Annotated in this window: 17 protein-coding genes; 10 read left to right on the forward strand and 7 right to left on the reverse strand. The window is 71.9% G+C overall.

Going from position 1 to position 17,295, the window contains the following annotated elements; translation table 11 throughout:
• Positions 1-76: 76 nt before the first annotated feature.
• On the reverse strand, positions 77-736 hold the full coding sequence (locus N1032_RS08170) for a TetR/AcrR family transcriptional regulator (RefSeq protein ID WP_259538530.1): 660 nt from the start codon (positions 734-736) through the stop codon (positions 77-79).
• A gap of 68 nt (positions 737-804) precedes the next feature.
• On the opposite strand from N1032_RS08170, the gene N1032_RS08175 reads away from it, so the two are divergent.
• The gene (locus N1032_RS08175; RefSeq protein WP_259538531.1) at positions 805-1,473 is read left to right on the forward strand and encodes a DUF998 domain-containing protein; all 669 of its coding nucleotides are present in this window, start codon (positions 805-807) and stop codon (positions 1,471-1,473) included.
• A 38-nt stretch (positions 1,474-1,511) separates the two neighbouring features.
• Here the strand turns inward: N1032_RS08175 and N1032_RS08180 are convergent, their stop codons facing one another.
• Positions 1,512-1,658 (reverse strand): hypothetical protein, encoded by a 147-nt coding sequence (locus N1032_RS08180; RefSeq protein WP_259538532.1) that lies wholly within the window; start codon positions 1,656-1,658, stop codon positions 1,512-1,514.
• 27 nt (positions 1,659-1,685) lie between these two features.
• Here N1032_RS08180 and N1032_RS08185 point away from each other — a divergent pair, with 27 nt between their 5' ends.
• Positions 1,686-2,462, forward strand: a complete 777-nt coding sequence (locus N1032_RS08185; protein ID WP_259538533.1) for a lysophospholipid acyltransferase family protein — start codon at positions 1,686-1,688, stop codon at positions 2,460-2,462.
• 66 nt (positions 2,463-2,528) lie between these two features.
• On the opposite strand, the gene N1032_RS08190 is transcribed toward N1032_RS08185, so the two are convergent.
• Both N1032_RS08190 and N1032_RS08195 read right to left on the reverse strand, forming a co-directional pair.
• On the reverse strand, positions 2,529-4,001 hold the full coding sequence (locus N1032_RS08190) for an MFS transporter (RefSeq protein ID WP_259538534.1): 1,473 nt from the start codon (positions 3,999-4,001) through the stop codon (positions 2,529-2,531).
• 2 nt (positions 4,002-4,003) lie between these two features.
• The gene (locus N1032_RS08195; protein WP_259538535.1) at positions 4,004-4,735 is read right to left on the reverse strand and encodes a helix-turn-helix domain-containing protein; all 732 of its coding nucleotides are present in this window, start codon (positions 4,733-4,735) and stop codon (positions 4,004-4,006) included.
• Positions 4,736-4,896: 161 nt separating this feature from the next.
• On the opposite strand from N1032_RS08195, the gene N1032_RS08200 reads away from it, so the two are divergent.
• Entirely contained in the window at positions 4,897-6,312 is a 1,416-nt protein-coding gene (locus N1032_RS08200) for a dihydrolipoyl dehydrogenase family protein (protein ID WP_259538536.1), read from the forward strand.
• Between the two features lie 6 nt (positions 6,313-6,318).
• Here the strand turns inward: N1032_RS08200 and N1032_RS08205 are convergent, their stop codons facing one another.
• Positions 6,319-6,807, reverse strand: coding sequence for a hypothetical protein (locus tag N1032_RS08205; protein ID WP_407933015.1), 489 nt, complete (start codon positions 6,805-6,807; stop codon positions 6,319-6,321).
• 146 nt (positions 6,808-6,953) lie between these two features.
• On the opposite strand from N1032_RS08205, the gene N1032_RS08210 reads away from it, so the two are divergent.
• Positions 6,954-7,172 (forward strand): hypothetical protein, encoded by a 219-nt coding sequence (locus tag N1032_RS08210; protein ID WP_259538537.1) that lies wholly within the window; start codon positions 6,954-6,956, stop codon positions 7,170-7,172.
• 99 nt (positions 7,173-7,271) lie between these two features.
• Here the strand turns inward: N1032_RS08210 and N1032_RS08215 are convergent, their stop codons facing one another.
• Both N1032_RS08215 and N1032_RS08220 read right to left on the reverse strand, forming a co-directional pair.
• The gene (locus tag N1032_RS08215; protein WP_259538538.1) at positions 7,272-8,309 is read right to left on the reverse strand and encodes a cell wall-binding repeat-containing protein; all 1,038 of its coding nucleotides are present in this window, start codon (positions 8,307-8,309) and stop codon (positions 7,272-7,274) included.
• Between the two features lie 169 nt (positions 8,310-8,478).
• The gene (locus N1032_RS08220) at positions 8,479-9,294 is read right to left on the reverse strand and encodes an AraC family transcriptional regulator (protein ID WP_259538539.1); all 816 of its coding nucleotides are present in this window, start codon (positions 9,292-9,294) and stop codon (positions 8,479-8,481) included.
• A gap of 157 nt (positions 9,295-9,451) precedes the next feature.
• Between N1032_RS08220 and N1032_RS08225 the strand changes: the two genes are divergently transcribed.
• The 6 genes from N1032_RS08225 (at position 9,452) to N1032_RS08250 (ending at position 17,294) form a co-directional block, all read left to right on the forward strand.
• Positions 9,452-10,522 (forward strand): ABC transporter substrate-binding protein, encoded by a 1,071-nt coding sequence (locus N1032_RS08225; protein WP_259538540.1) that lies wholly within the window; start codon positions 9,452-9,454, stop codon positions 10,520-10,522.
• A gap of 29 nt (positions 10,523-10,551) precedes the next feature.
• A complete protein-coding gene (locus tag N1032_RS08230; protein WP_259538541.1) occupies positions 10,552-11,643 on the forward strand; it encodes a FecCD family ABC transporter permease in 1,092 nt (363 codons plus the stop codon).
• Entirely contained in the window at positions 11,640-12,695 is a 1,056-nt protein-coding gene (locus N1032_RS08235) for a FecCD family ABC transporter permease (RefSeq protein WP_259538542.1), read from the forward strand. Before N1032_RS08230 ends, N1032_RS08235 begins: the two co-directional genes overlap by 4 nt.
• A gap of 74 nt (positions 12,696-12,769) precedes the next feature.
• The gene (locus N1032_RS08240) at positions 12,770-13,699 is read left to right on the forward strand and encodes an ABC transporter ATP-binding protein (RefSeq protein WP_259538685.1); all 930 of its coding nucleotides are present in this window, start codon (positions 12,770-12,772) and stop codon (positions 13,697-13,699) included.
• Positions 13,696-15,555 (forward strand): ABC transporter transmembrane domain-containing protein, encoded by a 1,860-nt coding sequence (locus N1032_RS08245; protein WP_259538543.1) that lies wholly within the window; start codon positions 13,696-13,698, stop codon positions 15,553-15,555. The genes N1032_RS08240 and N1032_RS08245 overlap by 4 nt, the downstream gene beginning before the upstream one ends.
• On the forward strand, positions 15,552-17,294 hold the full coding sequence (locus N1032_RS08250) for an ABC transporter ATP-binding protein (protein WP_259538544.1): 1,743 nt from the start codon (positions 15,552-15,554) through the stop codon (positions 17,292-17,294). The genes N1032_RS08245 and N1032_RS08250 overlap by 4 nt, the downstream gene beginning before the upstream one ends.
• Position 17,295 lies beyond the last annotated feature (1 nt).

The following is a 17,295-nucleotide window of genomic DNA, read 5'->3' on the forward strand; positions in this document are numbered from 1 at the left end:
CAGAGGCGAAGCGGCCGGCCGCGACCGAGCCGACGGTCGACCGACGCACTCTGGGCAGAGCCGGCGCCCGGAGTCATCAGTTTGCGCGGTAGGCGCGGTAGAACGCGTCGGCCCCGGCGAGGGCTCGCGCGACGGTGGAGGCATCGTTGAGCGACGACGGATCGAACAGAGCACGGTCGAGGCCCGACCCGAGCACCAGAAAGGCGAATTGGTCGGCCGCCAGGTCGGGGTGCGGCACGTTCAGGAGGCCGGCGGAGTGGTAGCGGGCGAGTCTCTCCGCGATCGCCGCCATCACGCGCCCGGGCACGCGCTCGTAGTAGTCGGCGGCCAGCTGGGGAAAGCGCTCGGCCTCGCCGATCAACAGGCGTCGCGTGGCGATCACCCGCGGTGCGAGCACGGCTCGCCCGTGGGCGACGGCGAACTCGCGGAGTTCCACGTCGACCGGCCGGGCTCCGACCTCGCCCTGAAGATGATCGCTCACGAACTGCTCGGCTATCTCGGTGACCCGGCCGATCACCGCGTGGAAGAGCTCGTCTTTGCTGCGGAACAGGTTGTAGACGGTGCGCTTCGAGACGCCGGCGTCGGCAGCGAGGGTGTCGAGATTCGTTCCGATGTAGCCGTGCCGCACGAAATGCTCGGTCGCCGCGTCGAGCACGAGCGCGCGCGACCGCACCTGCCTCGGGTCGACTCGGCGCGGGGCATCCGGTGGTTCTACTCTTGCGCTCTCGACGATCACGATGCCATTATGCACTCACCAGTGCACTACTACACTCATCAGTGCACAAACCTTCCGAGGAGTGTGCCATGACCACCACGACCACACAGGGATTCGACACGTCGGCCGCGGTCACCCGGTCGATGCTCGGCTGGGGAGTCGTGGCCGGGCCCTTCTACGTCGTATTCGGACTGGTACTCGCACTGACACGACCCGGCTTCGACCTGTCGCGCGACGCACTGAGCCTGTTGCTGCTCGGTGACATCGGATGGCTGCAGGGGCTCAATCTGATCCTCGCCGGTGTCATGACCGTGGTGGCGGCTGTCGGGCTCTGGCGCACGCCCGACTGGTCGCGTGCCGCGGCGGTGCTCGTGGGCGTCTACGGCGCCTGCCTGGTGCTGAGCGCCGTCTTCCCGCCCGATGCGACGGCCACGTTTCCGCCCGAGTCGGCCGGTGGCGTCGTCACGGCGAGTGGGCTGCTCCATCTCGTGTTCGGCGGGCTCGGATTCCTGTCGCTCGGGGCTGCCGCGATCGTCGCCGCGGCCTGGTATCGCCGGCACGCGCCGAGGGGCGCCGTCTGGTCGATCATCGCGGGAATCGTGGTGATCGCCTCCTTCGTCGTGGGCGGCGCGCTCTCGGCGAACGCGGCCGGAGTCGCTCTGCTGTGGCTGGCCGTGCTCGCCGGATGGGCCTGGCTCGCCGCGACCTCGGTGGTCGCGTATCGCGCGGTGCCGCATCCGGTGCTCGCCCGTCGCTGACGGCTCGCCAGCAGCGAAGGCACGTCGCCGCTGACGGCTCACCGGCCCCGAAAGCACATCGCCGCTGACGGCTCGCGGCCGTGCTGCTCGCGGTCGTCGGGCTCGTCACCCTCGTGCCCGCGATGCGGGAGCGGCGGATGCCGGCCCTGCCCTCCTGACAACTGCCAGCCGTTGCCCGGGCGCATCCCAGAGCCCCGGCCTAGGCTGAGGGCATGCCCCGCCGTGCACCCGAACCCATCTACACCGTCGCAATCGGATTGGGCCGGGCGTTCTTCGGCGCATTGCGCCTGAAGCACCGCGCGACCGGGCTCGAGAACATCCCGGCCACGGGCGGCGCCGTCTATGCCATGACCCACTTCGGCTACCTCGAATTCGCCTTGGTCGAGTGGCAGACCTGGCTGCACAACCGGCGCCGGGTGCGGTTCATGGCCACGAAGCGCGCGTTCGACAAGCCCGTCGTCGGGTCGCTGCTGCGCGGCATGAAGCACATCGAGGTCGACATGGCCGCTGGCGGAGCGGCCTATGCCGAGGCCGTCGCAGCCCTTCGGCGCGGCGAGATCATCGGCGTCTTCCCCGAGGCCGGGGTGAGCGCGAGTTTCACCGTGCGCGAGCTGAAGTCGGGCGCGGTGCGATTGGCCGCCGAGGCGGGAGTGCCCGTGATCCCCGTGGCGGTGTGGGGCGGGCAACGCCTGCTCACCAAGAACCGACGGGTGCGGATGCGCGACCGCGTGGGCGTGGAGGTCGACTTCGCGTTCGGCCGGCCGATCGTCGTGTCGCCCGACGATTCGGTGGCCGACACGACCGCCGAACTGCGGTCGACCCTGCAGCAGCTCACCGACACCTTGCAGGAGGATTACCCGCAAGACGGCACCGGCCAGTGGTGGCAGCCACGACGCCTCGGCGGCACCGCTCCCACCGTCGAAGAGGCGGCGGCGTCCGATGCCGAACGCGAGGTGCGCCGCGCGGCCGCGAAGGCCGCCGCCGAGTAGGCCGCCGCCGAGGAGGCAGCCGCCGGGTAGGTGCACTGCGCGACGGTCGCGCGCGCGGCATCCGCTTCACGACTCGACGAGGGCAGCGGAGCGCCGCTCGGCCCGCAGCGCCGGCAGGTAGAGCAGAGCGCCGAGCACGCTGAACGCCCCGGCGGCAGCGATCGCCAGGCCCGTCGACGTGACCTCGGCGAGCGGGGCGAGCACGAGCACCCCGATGCTGAACGTGCCCCCGGCCACCATGGAGTTGATCGACAGCACGATCGCGCGGTTCGAACTCGAGCTCTGCCGGTGCAGCAGTGTGCTGTGCATCGGCCCGGCAGCGCCGTGAGCGAAGTAGGCGAGCCAGTATCCGGCGATGAGGCCGACCGGTCCGAGCGCGACGCCCATGCCCGCCACGAAGAGTCCGTTGAGCACCCGGGCGATGATCGCCGTGCCCGCGACCCCGAGCCGGGTGCGTGCCGCGCGCCCGGCCAGCACCGAACCGGCGGCGAACAGGGCCCAGGCGGCGGCCGAAGCCGGGCCGAACAGCGCTCCCGCGGCATCCTCACCTCCGACAAAATCGGCCAGTTGCACGGGCGTCAGCGTCTCGAACGCGACCATGGCGATCGACCAGAACACCTCCACGAGCACGAGTGCCGCGAGCACCGGACTGCTGACGAGCAACCGGATGCCGCCGCCGATCGACCCGACGGTGCCCCGAGGTGCGGCGGCGAGCCGTCTCCGCCGCTCCGCGAACCGGCGCCGGCGAAGCGGGTAGCGCTGCAACGCCGAACGACCGAGAGCCGTCAGCGGAACGCCAGCGGCGGGGTCGCCAGCCGCCAGACCGCCGGCAGCCAGGTGGCCAGCGACCGGAAGCGAATCCGCGCCACCAGCGCCCGATCGATCGTCACGCGACGGCTCGCGCACGAGCAGGGCAAGCAGCACCGTATGCACGGCATAGAGGCCGAGCGCCACTGCGAACGGCAGCGCGAGAGCCGACTCCGACCCGAGCGGCTGCCACGCCACCAGCGCTCCCCCACCGACCGCACCCCCGGCGATCGCCACGCCGAGCACTCCGCCCGCCCGGCTCAGCGCCCGTTCGATCGGGGCCGCCGGGTCAGCCGCCTGGGCGGTGTCGACATACCAGGCCTCGAGCGGCCCGGAGTCGAGCGCCCGAAAGACGCCCTGCACCACGAGCGCCACCGCGAACACCCAGAACGATTCGGCCACCAGCATCAAGCCGGCCGAAACAACGGCCAGGATGCCGCTGGCGATCAGTAGCGGACGCCGCCCGATCGCATCCGCCAGTCCGCCCGTCGGCAGCTCGAGGCCGAGCACCACGAACCCCTGCAGCGACAGCAGCACGCCGACCTGCGCGAGCGGGATACCGCGCTCGAGCGGCAGCAGCACGGTCAGCCCGAACACCACCCCGACGGGCAACCACCGGGTGGCGGTGAGGAGCGTCAGCCGCCGGCCGGCCTGTGCTGCCGAGAGCGGTCGGGGCGAGGAGCCGGTCGGGGGCGCCGCCCGGGAGCGCAGTGGCGGCATCCGGTCGCTCATCGTCAGTCACCGGCGTCAGCGCCGGAGAGGCCAGGGTCGCCCTCGCTGACTGCCGGCCCGGTCGACTCAAGCGGGGTCGACTCGGGCGGGGTCGGGTCGAGGGGGCTGGTGTGCGTGGTGACATGCAGCCGACGGGCTGCAGGCTCGCCCTCACCGATCGTGCGATAGCGCGCCAGCAGCGCGTCGAGCTCGTCGCGCAGGCGCAAGGCCTGCTGAGGCGTGACCGTCACGAACGTGTCGTTGAGGCCGACCGCGTCGACCCACTCGACGGGCCATTGGTCGACAACGTCTTGCCACCGTTCGGCGCGGGCGGCGAACTGGCGGATGTAGTCGCGCTGCAGCCAGTCCAGCGCCGTTCGGGCGTCGTCGTCGCCCGCGAAGTCGGAGTTGGTCCACGAGTGGTAGTCGCTCGACGCGCGCCACAGCCGCCGCTTTCCGACGCCGTCTCCGGTGTCGGTCACGAGACCCACCGACTCGAGCGCCCGCAGGTGATAGCTCGTGGCGCCGGTATTGGTGCTCAGGCGGGCGGCGAGCTCGGTGGCCGTCGCCGGCCCCATCACGCGCAACTGTCCGAGCAACCGCGACCGCAGCGGATGCGCCAGCACCCGCACCGCCCGATCGTCGAGGCGGATGCCGACGTAGCGATGGTGCGCGTCGGTCACGTCGCCTGCAGCGCCTATGTCGCTCGCGTCGACCCTGTCCTTCGAGTCGTCCTTCTCCCGTGATTCGCCCATGTGCCCATCGTGCCATGCACGCTTTCTATGCACAACTACTGTGCACACGAACTGTGCACCCTTCCGGCCGTACGCGCCCCGGAGTACCCTGCAAGCAGACGCTGCGGTGAGCATCCGGTGACGACGGGCGCCCCGCGAACCTCCCGAAGGGCCCCTACGCCGTGACCGATGCCTCCCCCACCCACTACGACGTCGCCGTGATCGGCGCCGGGCCCGCCGGAACCGCCGCCGCCCTTCGAGCCGCCGAACTCGGCGCGAAGGTCGTCGTGCTCGAGGCCGGCCGCGTCGGCGGCACCTGCGTGAACACCGGATGCGTGCCCACCCGCGTGCTGGCGAAGACCGCCCGCCTCATGCGCGAGTCACGGCTCGCCGGCGACTACGGCGTGGAGGTGGCGCGACCGTCGATCGACTGGCCCGCCACCGTCGCCCGGGTGAACGAACGCGTCGATCGGGTGCGCTCGATCAAGCGCGAGACCGAGCGGTTCGCCGAGGCCGGCGTCGACCTGATCCAGGAGGGCCGGGCCCGGTTCGCCGACGAGTCCACGCTCGTTCTCGACAGCGGCCGTCGCGTGTCGGCCACGTCGATCATCGTGTGCGTCGGCGGGCACTCCCGGCGCCTGCCGATCCCGGGCAATGAGCTCGCGACCGTGCCCGAAGACGTGCTCGGCCTGCCGTCGCTCCCCCGCCGGGTGGCCGTGATCGGCGCCGGGAACACCGGGGCCCAGCTGGTCACCGTGTTCAGTTCGTTCGGCTCGCAGGTCACGCTGCTCGATGTGGCGCCGCGGGTGCTGATGGCGTCGGACGAGCAGATCGCCGAGGTCGTGTCCGCCGCGTTCACCGAGCAGGGCGTGGACGTGCGCACCGGCATCGAGATGGTGCAGAGCCTGGAGCGCGGGCCGGACGGCGCGATCACGCTGCGGTGGATCGCCGACGGAGCCGAGCAGTCGCGCGAGGTCGACGCCGTGATCATGGCGACGGGCTGGCCGGCCGATGTCGACGATCTCGGACTCGAGAACGCCGGGGTCGACGTGGTGCGCTCGGCCATCCCGGCCGATCAGTACTTCCGCACCGCCGTGCCGCACATCTTCGCGGTCGGCGACGCGAACGGCCGGGACATGCTCGTTCAGGCCGCCCAGTTCGAGGGCGAGGCCGCGGCCGAGAACGCCGTGCTCGGCGCCAACCGGCGCACGCCGCACCATCTTCTGCCCGCGGGTGGGTTCACCGATCCCGACTATGCGGGAGTCGGCTTGACCGAGGCCCAGGCGCGCGACCGCGACCCGTCGTGCGTCGTGGCATCCGTCGCCTACGCGGCACTCGACCGGGCGGTGATCGACGATCGCGAGACCGGGTTCCTCAAACTCATCGCCGACCGGCGCCGCGAACTCATCCTCGGCGCGCACGCGGTGGGTGAGAACGCGATCGAGGTGATCCAGTCGGTGACCACGGCGATGGCGGCCGGGGTCGACGTGTCGACGCTCGCGAACGTGCGGTTCGCCTACCCCACCTACAGCGCCGTCATCGGGCTGGCCGCCCGGGCGTTGCTCGCCGAGAGCCGCGACCCGACCGAGCTGGAGTGACCGGCGTCACGGCCAGACGTGCCGCTCGTCGGGCCTGATCGGTCGCAACTCAGGCGGCGCCGGCCAGTCGAGCGTGTACTCGAGCAGCGGTGCGTCGATCGCTCCGAAGTCGTCTTTCTTCACCCGGATGCGCGTGGTGTCGACCTCGGTGATGCGCACGCGCAAGGGGCGGGCGCCGGCCTCGGAGCCGCCGTGCGTGCGCGCGCCCTCGAGCATGAACGGCTCGGCCAGGTAGCCCAGCCCCCGCTCCTCGAGCAGCTCTTCGGCGGCCAGCCAGTCGACCACGTCGCTCATCGGCCGCCCCAGCAGATCGATCACGACGAAGCCGTCGCCCTCGGGGCGCATCCAGCCGACGAGCTCGCCGTCGCCGCGGCGGTGCTCGATCCAGTCGCGGCGGTCGGCGGCGCCTGGCTCGCAGGCGGTGTCGGGCCCGGCGCTGCCTGCCCTGTCCGCGTCGTCCAACCCGTCGCTCGTGCCGTCGGTGCTCCGTTCCATGCCGCCGACGTTACCAAGTCGGATGCCGCGGCAGCCGCTTCGTGACGTGCTCGCCGGGCCCGCGCCCAGCCGCGACCGATAGTCTCCGAGCCACAACGATCCGAGCCACAACGATGCGGAGACCAGCGATGGACAGCAACTACAAGATGTCTCAGACCGATGTGCACGAGTTCGAGATCCGCGAGAAGCCGGGCGGGGTGTTGCGCGCCACCATCGCGCGCCAGCCCGACGGCAGTTGGACGACCCACCCCGAAGACTCCCCCGCCGGCGACCGGCCTCCCGCATTCGACGACCGCCCCACCCCGCAAGCCGCCTTCAACGCCTTCATCGAGTGGGCGAACGGCGGCCCCGCCGCGGACGAGTAGGCCTGGTCGCGGCGCGCACCGCACCGCGCTAGTCCGCGGTCGCCGTCGCTCGCGCTGCCACCCCACGAGGGCGTGAGACGCGCCGCAGCCGCCCGTGCTTTAGGGCGCACCCGGGAGCGACTCGCACGGAATCCCGTCCTTGTCGTTGCCGTCGAGCCCGGCGATGTCGCCGTAGTACGGGAAGTAGGTGTCGTACCACGCTTTCGCGGCCGCCCAGTTCGGAAAGTCGGAGCAGTTCTTCGAGTCACCCGGGTTCGCCGGAGGCCCAGGCGGCTGGGGCGGGTCAGGCACCACGACCACGGGAGGCGGAGGCGGGGGCGGGCACACGAACAACGACGCCACGGCGTCAGACACGGAGTTCGGTCCTCCCAGGATGACCCGTTGGGTCGAGCCGTACGAATTCACCCGGTCGGCGATTCCCTGCGTCACACAGGTTCCCGGCACGACGAACAGCGGGGCCGCGAGGGTGCCGGCGAGCACACCACCCGCCAGCGCGTCGGCGAAGGTCGAGCCGGTCGCGAGAAACACCTGGGTCGCGGTCGGAAAGGCTTCCGCGTTGATGTTGACCGATGCCTCATACCGATCCGCGCCTCCGATGCGGCTGGTGGGAACGAGGCTGCTCAAAGACGACTCCACACTGGGCGAGACGGAGTTCGGGCCACCCGCGACGATGGCCCGCTGCGGGTGCAGCAACTCGATGAGAGGGGGCACCGCGGAGTCAAGCCCGGATGCGCCGCCGTTCACGAGCAGCACCGCGCCGCCTAAGGCGCCGGCCGCCGAACTCGCCGACAGCGCATCGGGGAATTTCGCCCCCGTCGCGACGTAGAGCCGTGTCACACCCGATGGGAACGCGTATTGCACGAGGTTCCGCGACACCTCATAGCGATCGGCACCTCCCACGCGAACGACTTCCGCCTCGGGCAGGATCGCGGAGATCGTGTCGGCGACCGCGTCGCTCACCGAGTTCACGCCCCCGACGATCACGACCTTCTGGGGGTGCAGCCGCCCGAGTTCATCGGCGACGCCCTGCGGCATCTGGGCGGTCAGGGTCAGCAGAAGCGGCCCACCCTCCCTTGCCGCGGCCGGACCGGCACTCAACGCGTCGGGATAGTCGGTGCCTTTTGCGACATAGACCACCGGCACAACCGGCTGGGTCGTTTCGCCAGGTGCGGCGGCGGCGGGTCCACCGTCGTCGCGTGCGCTGGAGCGGCAAGACCGATCAGGGTGCCACTGATCAAAAGGGGAAGAGCAGCGGCGAGAAGCTTCGACAACCGTCGGCCCGGGACATCCCCCGTTCGGGGCGGCACTACGATCCGCTCGACACGACTCCATGCGCGTAGCGCGCGGGGGTGACGCCGAAGCGCGCCTTGAAGGCGGCGATGAAGCTGCTGACCGACTCGTAGCCGACCGCGCCCGCGACGTTCTGCACGGCCTGACCGCGGGCGAGCAGACCCGCCGCCGCATGCAGCCGAGCCTGGACGCGCCACTCACGGAAGGTGTTCCCCGTGTCGGCCACGAAGGCCCGCGCGATGGTCTTCGCACTTACTCCGAGGCCACCGGCCCACTCACGCAGGTCCCGGGAGTCGGCCGGATTCTCCAGCAGCGTCGTCGCGATCGCCCGGGCTCGCGGGTCGCGCGGCAGGGCCACCACGTCGTGCTGCACGGGCGACTCCTGCAGCAGATCGACCAGCAGCGCCCGGCAGGCCCGCCGCCTGGCGAGGTCGGGCACACCCTGGCAGAGGTGCAGCATGAGCGACGCGGCCAGGTCATCGGCGCGCAGGGTGCGCGGGCGGCCCCAGCGGTCGCCCTCGGGTCGCAGCGCCGGGTCGGCATAGACGCTGATCAGTTCGCCCGGCTCGCCGAAGCCCATCTCGTGCATCATGCCGGCGGGGATCCACGCGAAGTGCTCCCGGCGCAGGTGCCACCGCTCGCCGGCCACGATCAGCTCCATCGATCCGCTGCTCATCCAGGCCAGCTGATCCTCCTGGTGCTGGTGCAGGTCGAAGACCGTGCCCGAGTCGACCCGCGATCGCGAGGCGCTGAAATTCTCGGATGTCGCCTCAGCGGCATTCCCGGCCCATGAGGGCATCGCTACCAGGCCGGAATGTTCGGCACGGGACATGTCGGTGTCCTTCTCGAGTGATCGGTGTCCGCTCGCGGTGATGGCGCCGGAGTTTAGGCAAGGCTAACCTGACTGCGTCCTGCGCGCCACTCTCCGGGCGTGGCCCGCCACCCCCGCCTCCCACTCCGCGATCACCCACCAGCTCGACGAAGGAACCATGAACGTCACCTCTTCCGGCCGGCGCGGCGCAGCATCCGTCGCCGCCCGCCTGCTCGCCGTCACCGCCACCCTCGCCCTCGCGGGCGGAGCCCTCGCCGGCTGCAGCAGCTCGAGCGAGGCCGCCGCCGCCAACCCGGACTACACCACCGAACCCTCCGACAGCTTTCCCGTGACCGTCGAGCACCAGTTCGGTGAGACCACGATTCCGGCCGAGCCCCAGCGGGTCGTGGTGGTGGGCCTGACCGAGCAGGACATCCTGCTCGAACTCGGCGTGACCCCGATCGCCACCACCGAGTGGTATGGCGAGCAGCCCTACGCGGTGTGGCCCTGGGCGGCCGACCTGCTGGGCGACGCCGAGCCGACCGTGCTCGACCAGACCGACGGCCTCGAGTTCGAGAAGATCGCCTCGCTGAAGCCCGACCTGATCGTGGGCACCAATGCCGGCCTGAGCGAGGAGGACTACGAGAAGCTCAGCGACATCGCTCCCACCGTGACGAGCGTGGAGGGCTCCGGCCTCTACTTCTCGAGCTGGCAGGACCAGACCCGCCAGGTGGCCAAGGCCGTCGGCCGCTCGGCCGAGGGCGAAGAGCTGATCGAGGGCGTCGAGACGGCCTACGCCGAAGCCGCGGCCGCGCATCCGGAGTTCGCCGGGCTCACCGCGAGCTTCTCGCAGGGCACACCCTATGACGGCAACATGTACGTCTACCCCGACGGCCTCAACACCGACTTCCTCACCGACCTGGGCTTCGTGATGACTCCCGGCCTCGAGGAGTACGCCGTCGACGAGGGTCAACAGGCCCTCATCTCGCCCGAGAACATGGGCCTGATCGACGCGGACGTCATCGTGTTCGCCACCGAGACCGCCGAGGGCGTCGACGAGGTGCTGAACTTCGGCACCACCTCGAGCCTCGAGGCCGTGACCGGCGGCCACGCCGTCTTCACCGACCCCGAGCTGTCGGGCGCGATCTACTTCCTCACCCCGCTGAGCCAGAAGTTCGTGCTCGAGAAGCTGGTTCCGCGCCTGGTCGACGCCGTGAACGGCGACGCGCCGCAGAGCATCGAGGGCTGACCCTGCCTGACACCACGCCGCGAACGCCCGTGCCGCCGACCGCGCCGCACGGGCGTTCCGGGCTGTCCGCCGGCGACGCCGAAGCCGCCGCAGCCGAGGCGCTCGCGAGATCGACCACGCCCCGCTCCGCGAACCGCAGGCGGCTGGTGGGTCTCGTGATCGCGGTGGCCGCGCTCCTGGCCGCCATCGTGCTCAGCATCCTCGTGGGCTCGAACCACCTGGGCCCGGCCGAGCTCTGGCACGCCCTCACCGCCTATTCGGGCACGCTCGGCGACCAAGTGGTGATCGACCTACGGGTTCCGCGCACGGTGGCGGCCGTGGTCGTAGGAACGGGCCTCGGGGTGTCGGGGGCCGTCATCCAGGGCCTCACCCGCAACCCGCTCGGCGACCCCGGCATCCTCGGCGTCGACGCCGGCGCCGGGCTGTTCGTCGCGATCGGTGTGCTGCTCGGCGCGAGCACGCCCGTGCAGTACCTGCCGTTCGCGTTCCTCGGCGCGCTCGTGCTGACCGTGCTGGTCTACGTCGTGGGGTCGGCGGGCCGCGGCGCCCCCGATCCCGTGCGGCTCACCCTCGCCGGCGTCGCTCTGGCCGCCGTGCTGACGGGCATCACCACGGCGATGACCCTGCTCGACCCGGTGACGTTCAACAAGCTGCGGGCCTGGAACGCCGGCTCGTTCGTCGAGCGCGGTTTCGACGTCATCCTGCCGGCCCTGCCGTTCGTGGTGATCGGCGTCGTGCTGGCACTCCTCTGCGCCCGCTCGCTGAACGCGATGGGCCTCGGCGACGACCTCGCCTCGTCGCTCGGCACCCACATCCTGCGCACCCGGGTTCTCGCGGTGGCGGCCATCACGCTGCTCGCGGGCGCCGCCACGGCCATCGCCGGTCCGGTGGCGTTCGTCGGACTGATGGTGCCCCACCTCGCGAGATGGATCGTCGGGCCCGACCAGCGCTGGATCATCCCCTACTCCGTCGTCATCGCCCCGACGGTGCTGCTGGTGTCGGATGTCATCGGCCGCGTCATCCTGTGGCCGAGCGAGGTGCCGGTGGGCGTGGTGACGGCCTTCGTGGGCGCGCCCGTGCTGATCTACCTGGTGCGGCGCCGGAAGGCGAGCTCGCTGTGAGCGCCGCCGTCGACTTCGGCACTCGCACCGTGGTGCTGCGTCGCGGGCCGTTCTCGGTGCGGTTCCGGATTCGCACCCTCGTCATGTGCGCCGCCCTCGCGGTCGTGACCCTGGCCGTGGCGGTGCTCGCGCTGTGCCTCGGTGATCTGCCGCTGACCGTACCGGAGGTGGTGTCGGCGTTCGCCGGGCAGCAGAGCGGAATCGTCGAAACGGTCGTGCTCGAGTGGCGCCTGCCCCGGGTGCTCGCGTCGGTGGTGTTCGGCGCCGCGCTGGGCGTCTCGGGCGCGATCTTCCAGTCGCTCACCCGCAACCCGCTGGCGAGCCCCGACATCATCGGGCTCTCGGCGGGATCGTATGCCGGTGGGCTGGTCGTGATCATCCTCGCCGGAGCCGCGGGCGGTTCGCTGCCGGTCGCGGGCGGTGCGATCGTCGGAGGGCTGGTCGCGGCCGCGCTGGTGTATCTGCTGGCCTACCGGCGAGGGGTGCAGGGGTTCCGGCTGATCGTCGTGGGCATCGGCATCTCGGCGATGCTCGAGGCGCTCAGCATCTACCTGGTGCTGCGAGCGAAGCTCGAGGTGGCGATGGCCGCCGCCATCTGGGGCGCCGGTTCGCTCAACTCGGTGGGGTGGTCGCAGTTCGTGCCCGCGTTCGCCGTGATCGCCGTGACCTTCGTCGCCCTGGGCGCGCTCAGCCGCCCGATGCGGCAGCTCGAACTCGGCGACGACGCCGCGAGGTCGCTCGGCTCGCGGGTCGAGCCCGCGCGCCTCGGTCTCGTCGTGTGCGCGGTCGCCCTCACGGCGCTCGTCACCGCCGCCGCCGGACCGATCGCGTTCGTCGCCCTCGCGGCACCTCAGATCGCGCAGCGGCTCACCCGCACCGCCGGCATCGCGCTCGTGCCGTCGGCCTTTCTGGGGGCGCTCGTGCTGGCGGTGTCCGACATCCTCGCCCAGCACGCACTGCCCGCCCCACTGCCGGTGGGCCTCGTGACCGTCGTCATCGGCGGCGCCTACCTCACCTGGCTCCTCATCCACGAAGCACGGAGACGACCATGACCAGCCTCGACGCAATGAGCACAGGCGCGATGAGCACCGGCGCGACGAGCATCGACGCGAAGAGTGCCGGCGCGATGAGCACTGGAGCGACGAGCACCGGAGCCGCGCGGCTTTCGGCCGAGGGCGTCACCATCGGCTACGACCGGCGGGTGATCTCGCGCGAGCTCTCGGTCGAGATTCCCGCCGGATCGTTCACCGTCATCGTCGGGCCGAACGCGTGCGGCAAGTCGACCCTGCTGCGCGCGCTGTCGAAGCTCATCGCGCCGAGTGCCGGCCGGGTGGTGCTCGACGGCCGGTCGATCGCGTCGTACAAGGCGAAGGAGGTCGCACGCGTGCTCGGGCTGCTGCCGCAGACATCGCTCGCGCCCGACGGCATCACGGTGGCCGACCTGGTGGCGCGGGGGCGGCATCCGCACCAGCGATTCCTGCAGCAGTGGTCGCCCGCCGACGAGCAGGCCGTGGTCGCGGCGATGGAAGCGACCGGCGTCACGGCGTTGTCGGGCCAGCAGGTCGACGAACTGTCGGGAGGCCAGCGGCAGCGGGTGTGGGTGGCCATGGTGCTGGCGCAGCAGACGCCGCTGATGCTGCTCGACGAGCCGACGACGTTTCTCGACATCGCGCACCAGATCGAGCTGATGGAACTGTTCACCGACCTCAACGAGCAGGGAACGACGGTGGTGGCGGTGCTGCACGACCTGAACCAGGCGGCGCGCTACGGCACGCATCTGATCGCGATGAAAGACGGGGCCGTCGTGGCGCAGGGCGCTCCGGCCGAGATCGTGACAGCCGAGCTGGTGGAGGAGGTGTTCGGGTTGCGGTGCGTGGTGGTGCCCGACCCGGTGACGGGCACGCCGTCGGTGGCGCCGATCGGGCGCGACCGCGGGGAGCGGAGTCGGCGGCGCACGGCGGGCGCTGGTGCTGGTGCTGGCGCTGGTGCTGGTGCTGGTGCTCTGGCGCCGGTGACGGTTCCGGATGCCGCCGACTCACCGGCTCGCGCTCGATGACGTCATCGCGGCGGCGCTGGGTCGTGCCGATGCTGCTGCAGGCGCCGGCCGATCCCATCCGCACCCGGCCGCTGCCGTTCGACTCCCGCACCTCGCCCGCGCGCTTCACCCTGCGGGTGATGGCCGGGGCGCCGCGCTTCACGATTCCGTCGGTGCTGCTGACGATCGTGCACGAGATCGGCGAGGCACTCGTGCCGGTGCTGATGGGGCTCGCCATCGAGCGGGCGGTCAGCACGGGCGACCCCGGGCAGCTCGTGCTGTGGCTCGGAGTGCTCGCCGTCGACTTCGCGGTGCTCTCGTTCTCGTGGCGGTTCGGGTCGCGCATCGGGGAGCTCGGCATGCTCGCGGTGCAGCATCGGCTGCGCAGCACCGTGACCGAGCACCTGCTCGGCGACCGGCCGGGTCGCCAGGCGGCGGGCGCCGCCGGCGGCGGAGGGGGCGGCAGGGCAGGCGGACACGCGGGCGGCGGAGCGGCATCCGGCGTGCGCCGCGATCGGCCGGCCGATCAGCCGGGCGTGGCGCTGTCGCTCGCGACCTCCGATGTGAATCGGTTGTCGTATGCGGTCGAGATCGCCATCTATCCGGTGGGCGAATTCGCGGCGGCGGTGTTCGGCGGCGCGGTGCTGCTCTGGATCTCGTGGCCGCTCGGCCTCGCCGTGCTGCTCGGGGCTCCCCTCATCCTGTGGCTCACCGATCGCGCGGGTCGTGCCCTGCGCCGGCGCAGCGGCGACGAGCAGGAGGCGGCGGCCGCGGCCGCCGGTGAGGCGTCCGACCTGATGGCGGGTTACCGGGTGGTGCGCGGCATCGGGGCCGAGGCGGAAGCGTCGGTGCGCTATCGACGGGCGAGCCGGGCGGCCCTGGTCAGCACCCTGCACGCCCGTCGCGCCGAGGGCGTCTTCGGCGGAACGATGGAGGTGGTGACGGGCCTCTTCCTCACCGCGATCGCCATCGCGGCCGGGCTGAGCGCCCTGTCGGGGGCGCTGGGGCTCGGCGAACTGATCACGGTGATCGGCCTGACCCAGTTCTTGATCGCGCCGCTGCGAAACTTCGCCACCTACGCCGGCAGCGTCTGGGCGTCGGCGGTCGCGTCGGCGGCGCGGCTGCTCGCGCTGCTGCGCGAGGAGGGTGGCGTGGGCGCGGAGGGCGGCGTCGGCGATGTGGGCGATGAAGGCGGCGTGGGCGAGAGCCCGTTCGTGCGCCAGGAGGCAGCCGATCACGCCTCGGTTCCGCCGGAGCTGGGCGGTGACGGACCGAGCGTCATCGACTCGCTCGCGCCCGGCGAGATCGTCGTGGTGGCCACCGACGGGGTGACGGCCGACGCGGTGCTCGGCGCCCTGCGCCGGCGGCATCCGGCGGTTCTGTCGGCTCCTCACGCCGCCCACCTCTTCGCCGGGAGCGTGTTCGACAACGTCGCCCTACCCGGCATCGAGGCGTCGCGGGCGCACGCGGCCCTCGTCGCGGCTGGCTGTGACGAGCTCGTCGCGATGCTGCCACGGGGCTACGACAGCGGCGTGGGCGAGAACGGTTCGGCACTCTCGGGCGGGCAGCGGCAGCGGGTCGCGCTCGCGCGATCGTTGGCCCAGGATGCCCCGGTGCTCGTGCTGCACGACCCCACCACCGCGGTCGACGCCGTCACCGAGGCGGCGATCGCCGCCCGTCTGCGCGAGATCCGTGGAGTGGGCCGCACCCTGATCGTGACGCGCTCCCCCGCGCTCATCGCGGTCGCCGACCGCGTCGTGCACGTCGAGGCCGCGCCGCGACCGGCCGCCGCGTCCGCCGCGGTGGCCGAGGCTGGCGACACCGACGGTGCGACGACGGAGCCTCACGCGCCCGCGCGAGCGGATGCCGCCCGATGAGCACCTCGACGGCGGGCGCCGATCGACTGCCGATCGCCGACGGGCGCACGGTGCTGCGCGAGGCGCAGCGGGCCATCGGGCGACGGTGGCGGCAGCTCGCGCTGCTCGTGGTCGTGCTCGTGGCGGCGGCGACGGCCGGCCTCGTGTCGCCGCTCGCGCTCGGGTCGATCGTCGATGCGGTCGGCTCGGGGCTCCGCTCGGGCGACGCCTCGTTCGTCTGGCGGCTGGGCGCGGTGATGGCGGGGGCGATCGTGGTGGGGGCGGTGCTCACGGCCGCGGGGGTGGTGGCGGCATCCGTTCTGTTCGAGCGCATGCTGGCCGTGTTGCGCGAGCGGATGGTCGAGGCGGCGTTCGCGCTGCCGCAATCGAGAGTGGAGCGTGCCGGAACCGGCGACCTCATCTCGCGCGCGGGCGACGATGTGGCCGAGGTGTCGCGGGCCATTCCGAGTGTGGTGCCGGCCGTCGCCGGGTCGCTGTTCACCATCGCGGTGACGGTGGTGGGCATGGCCGTGATCGACGTCTGGTATGCCGTGGCGCTGCTGGTCGTGGTGCCCGTGCACATCGTGTCGCTGCGCTGGTATCTGCGTCAGGCGCCCGGCGTCTACGCCGCCGAGCGGGCCGCCATGGCCGATCGCGCTCAGCACCTGCTCGACTCGTTGCGGGGGCTCGAGTCGGTGCGCGCGTTCGGGCTCGGCCCTCATCACGTGAGCCGGATCGCGGCGGTGTCGTGGTCGGTGGTGCGGTGGACGATGCGGGCCCGCGGCATCCAGAACGCCCTCTATGCCCGGCTGAATCTCGGCGAGTTGCTGGGCATGGCGGGGGTGCTCGTGGTGGGCTTCGTGCTCGTCGCCCAGGGAGCGGGGTCGATCGGCGGCACGACGGCCGCGATGCTGCTCTTTCTGCGGCTGTTCGGGCCGATCAACCAGCTGCTGTTCGTCGTCGACGAGCTGCAGTCGGCGCTGGCGTCGCTCGGCCGCATCGTGGGTGTGATCACGGCGGCGCCTTCCGGAGGTCTGGCGGCAGCGCCTCCCGGGTCGCCGTCGCCCGCGCAGGTGGGCCTGCACCTGGAGGCCGTCTCGCACTCCTACGTCGACGGCCATCCGGTGCTGACCGGCATCGACCTCGCGGTGCGGCCCGGCGAGACGGTGGCGATCGTGGGTGCCTCGGGCGCGGGCAAGAGCACGCTCGCGGCGATCGCGGCGGGCGTGCACGAGCCGGCATCCGGCGCGGTGCGGCGCTCGGGCGCCGTGGTGCTCGTCACCCAAGAGGTGCACGTGTTCGACAGCACGCTGCGCGAGAATCTCACCCTCACCCGTCCGGGCGCGACCGACGCCGAGCTGCTGACCGCGCTGCACCGGGTGGGCGCCGAGCGGCTCGTGTCACGCCTCACACGGGGATTGAGCGAGCCGATCGGGGCGTCGGGCGCGACGCTCACCCCGGCCGAGGCGCAGCAGCTCGCGCTGGCACGAGTGCTGCTCGCCGACCCGCCGATCGTCATCCTCGACGAGGCCACGGCCGAGGCCGGATCAGCGGATGCCGGCCGGCTCGAGCACGCGGCGGCGGTCGTCGGCTCGGGTCGCACGGTGCTCGTGATCGCCCACAGGCTGAGCCAGGCGGCGGCCGCCGACCGCGTCATCCTGATGGAGCGCGGGCGCATCGAGGAACAAGGCACCCACGCCGACCTGCTCGCGGCCGGCCACCGCTACGCGCGCCTGTGGGCGGCCTGGAGTCGCGCCTGAC

The sequence above is a fragment of the Herbiconiux daphne genome, assembly GCF_024979295.1.
In the GTDB taxonomy this organism is placed as follows: Bacteria; Actinomycetota; Actinomycetes; order Actinomycetales; family Microbacteriaceae; genus Herbiconiux; species Herbiconiux daphnes.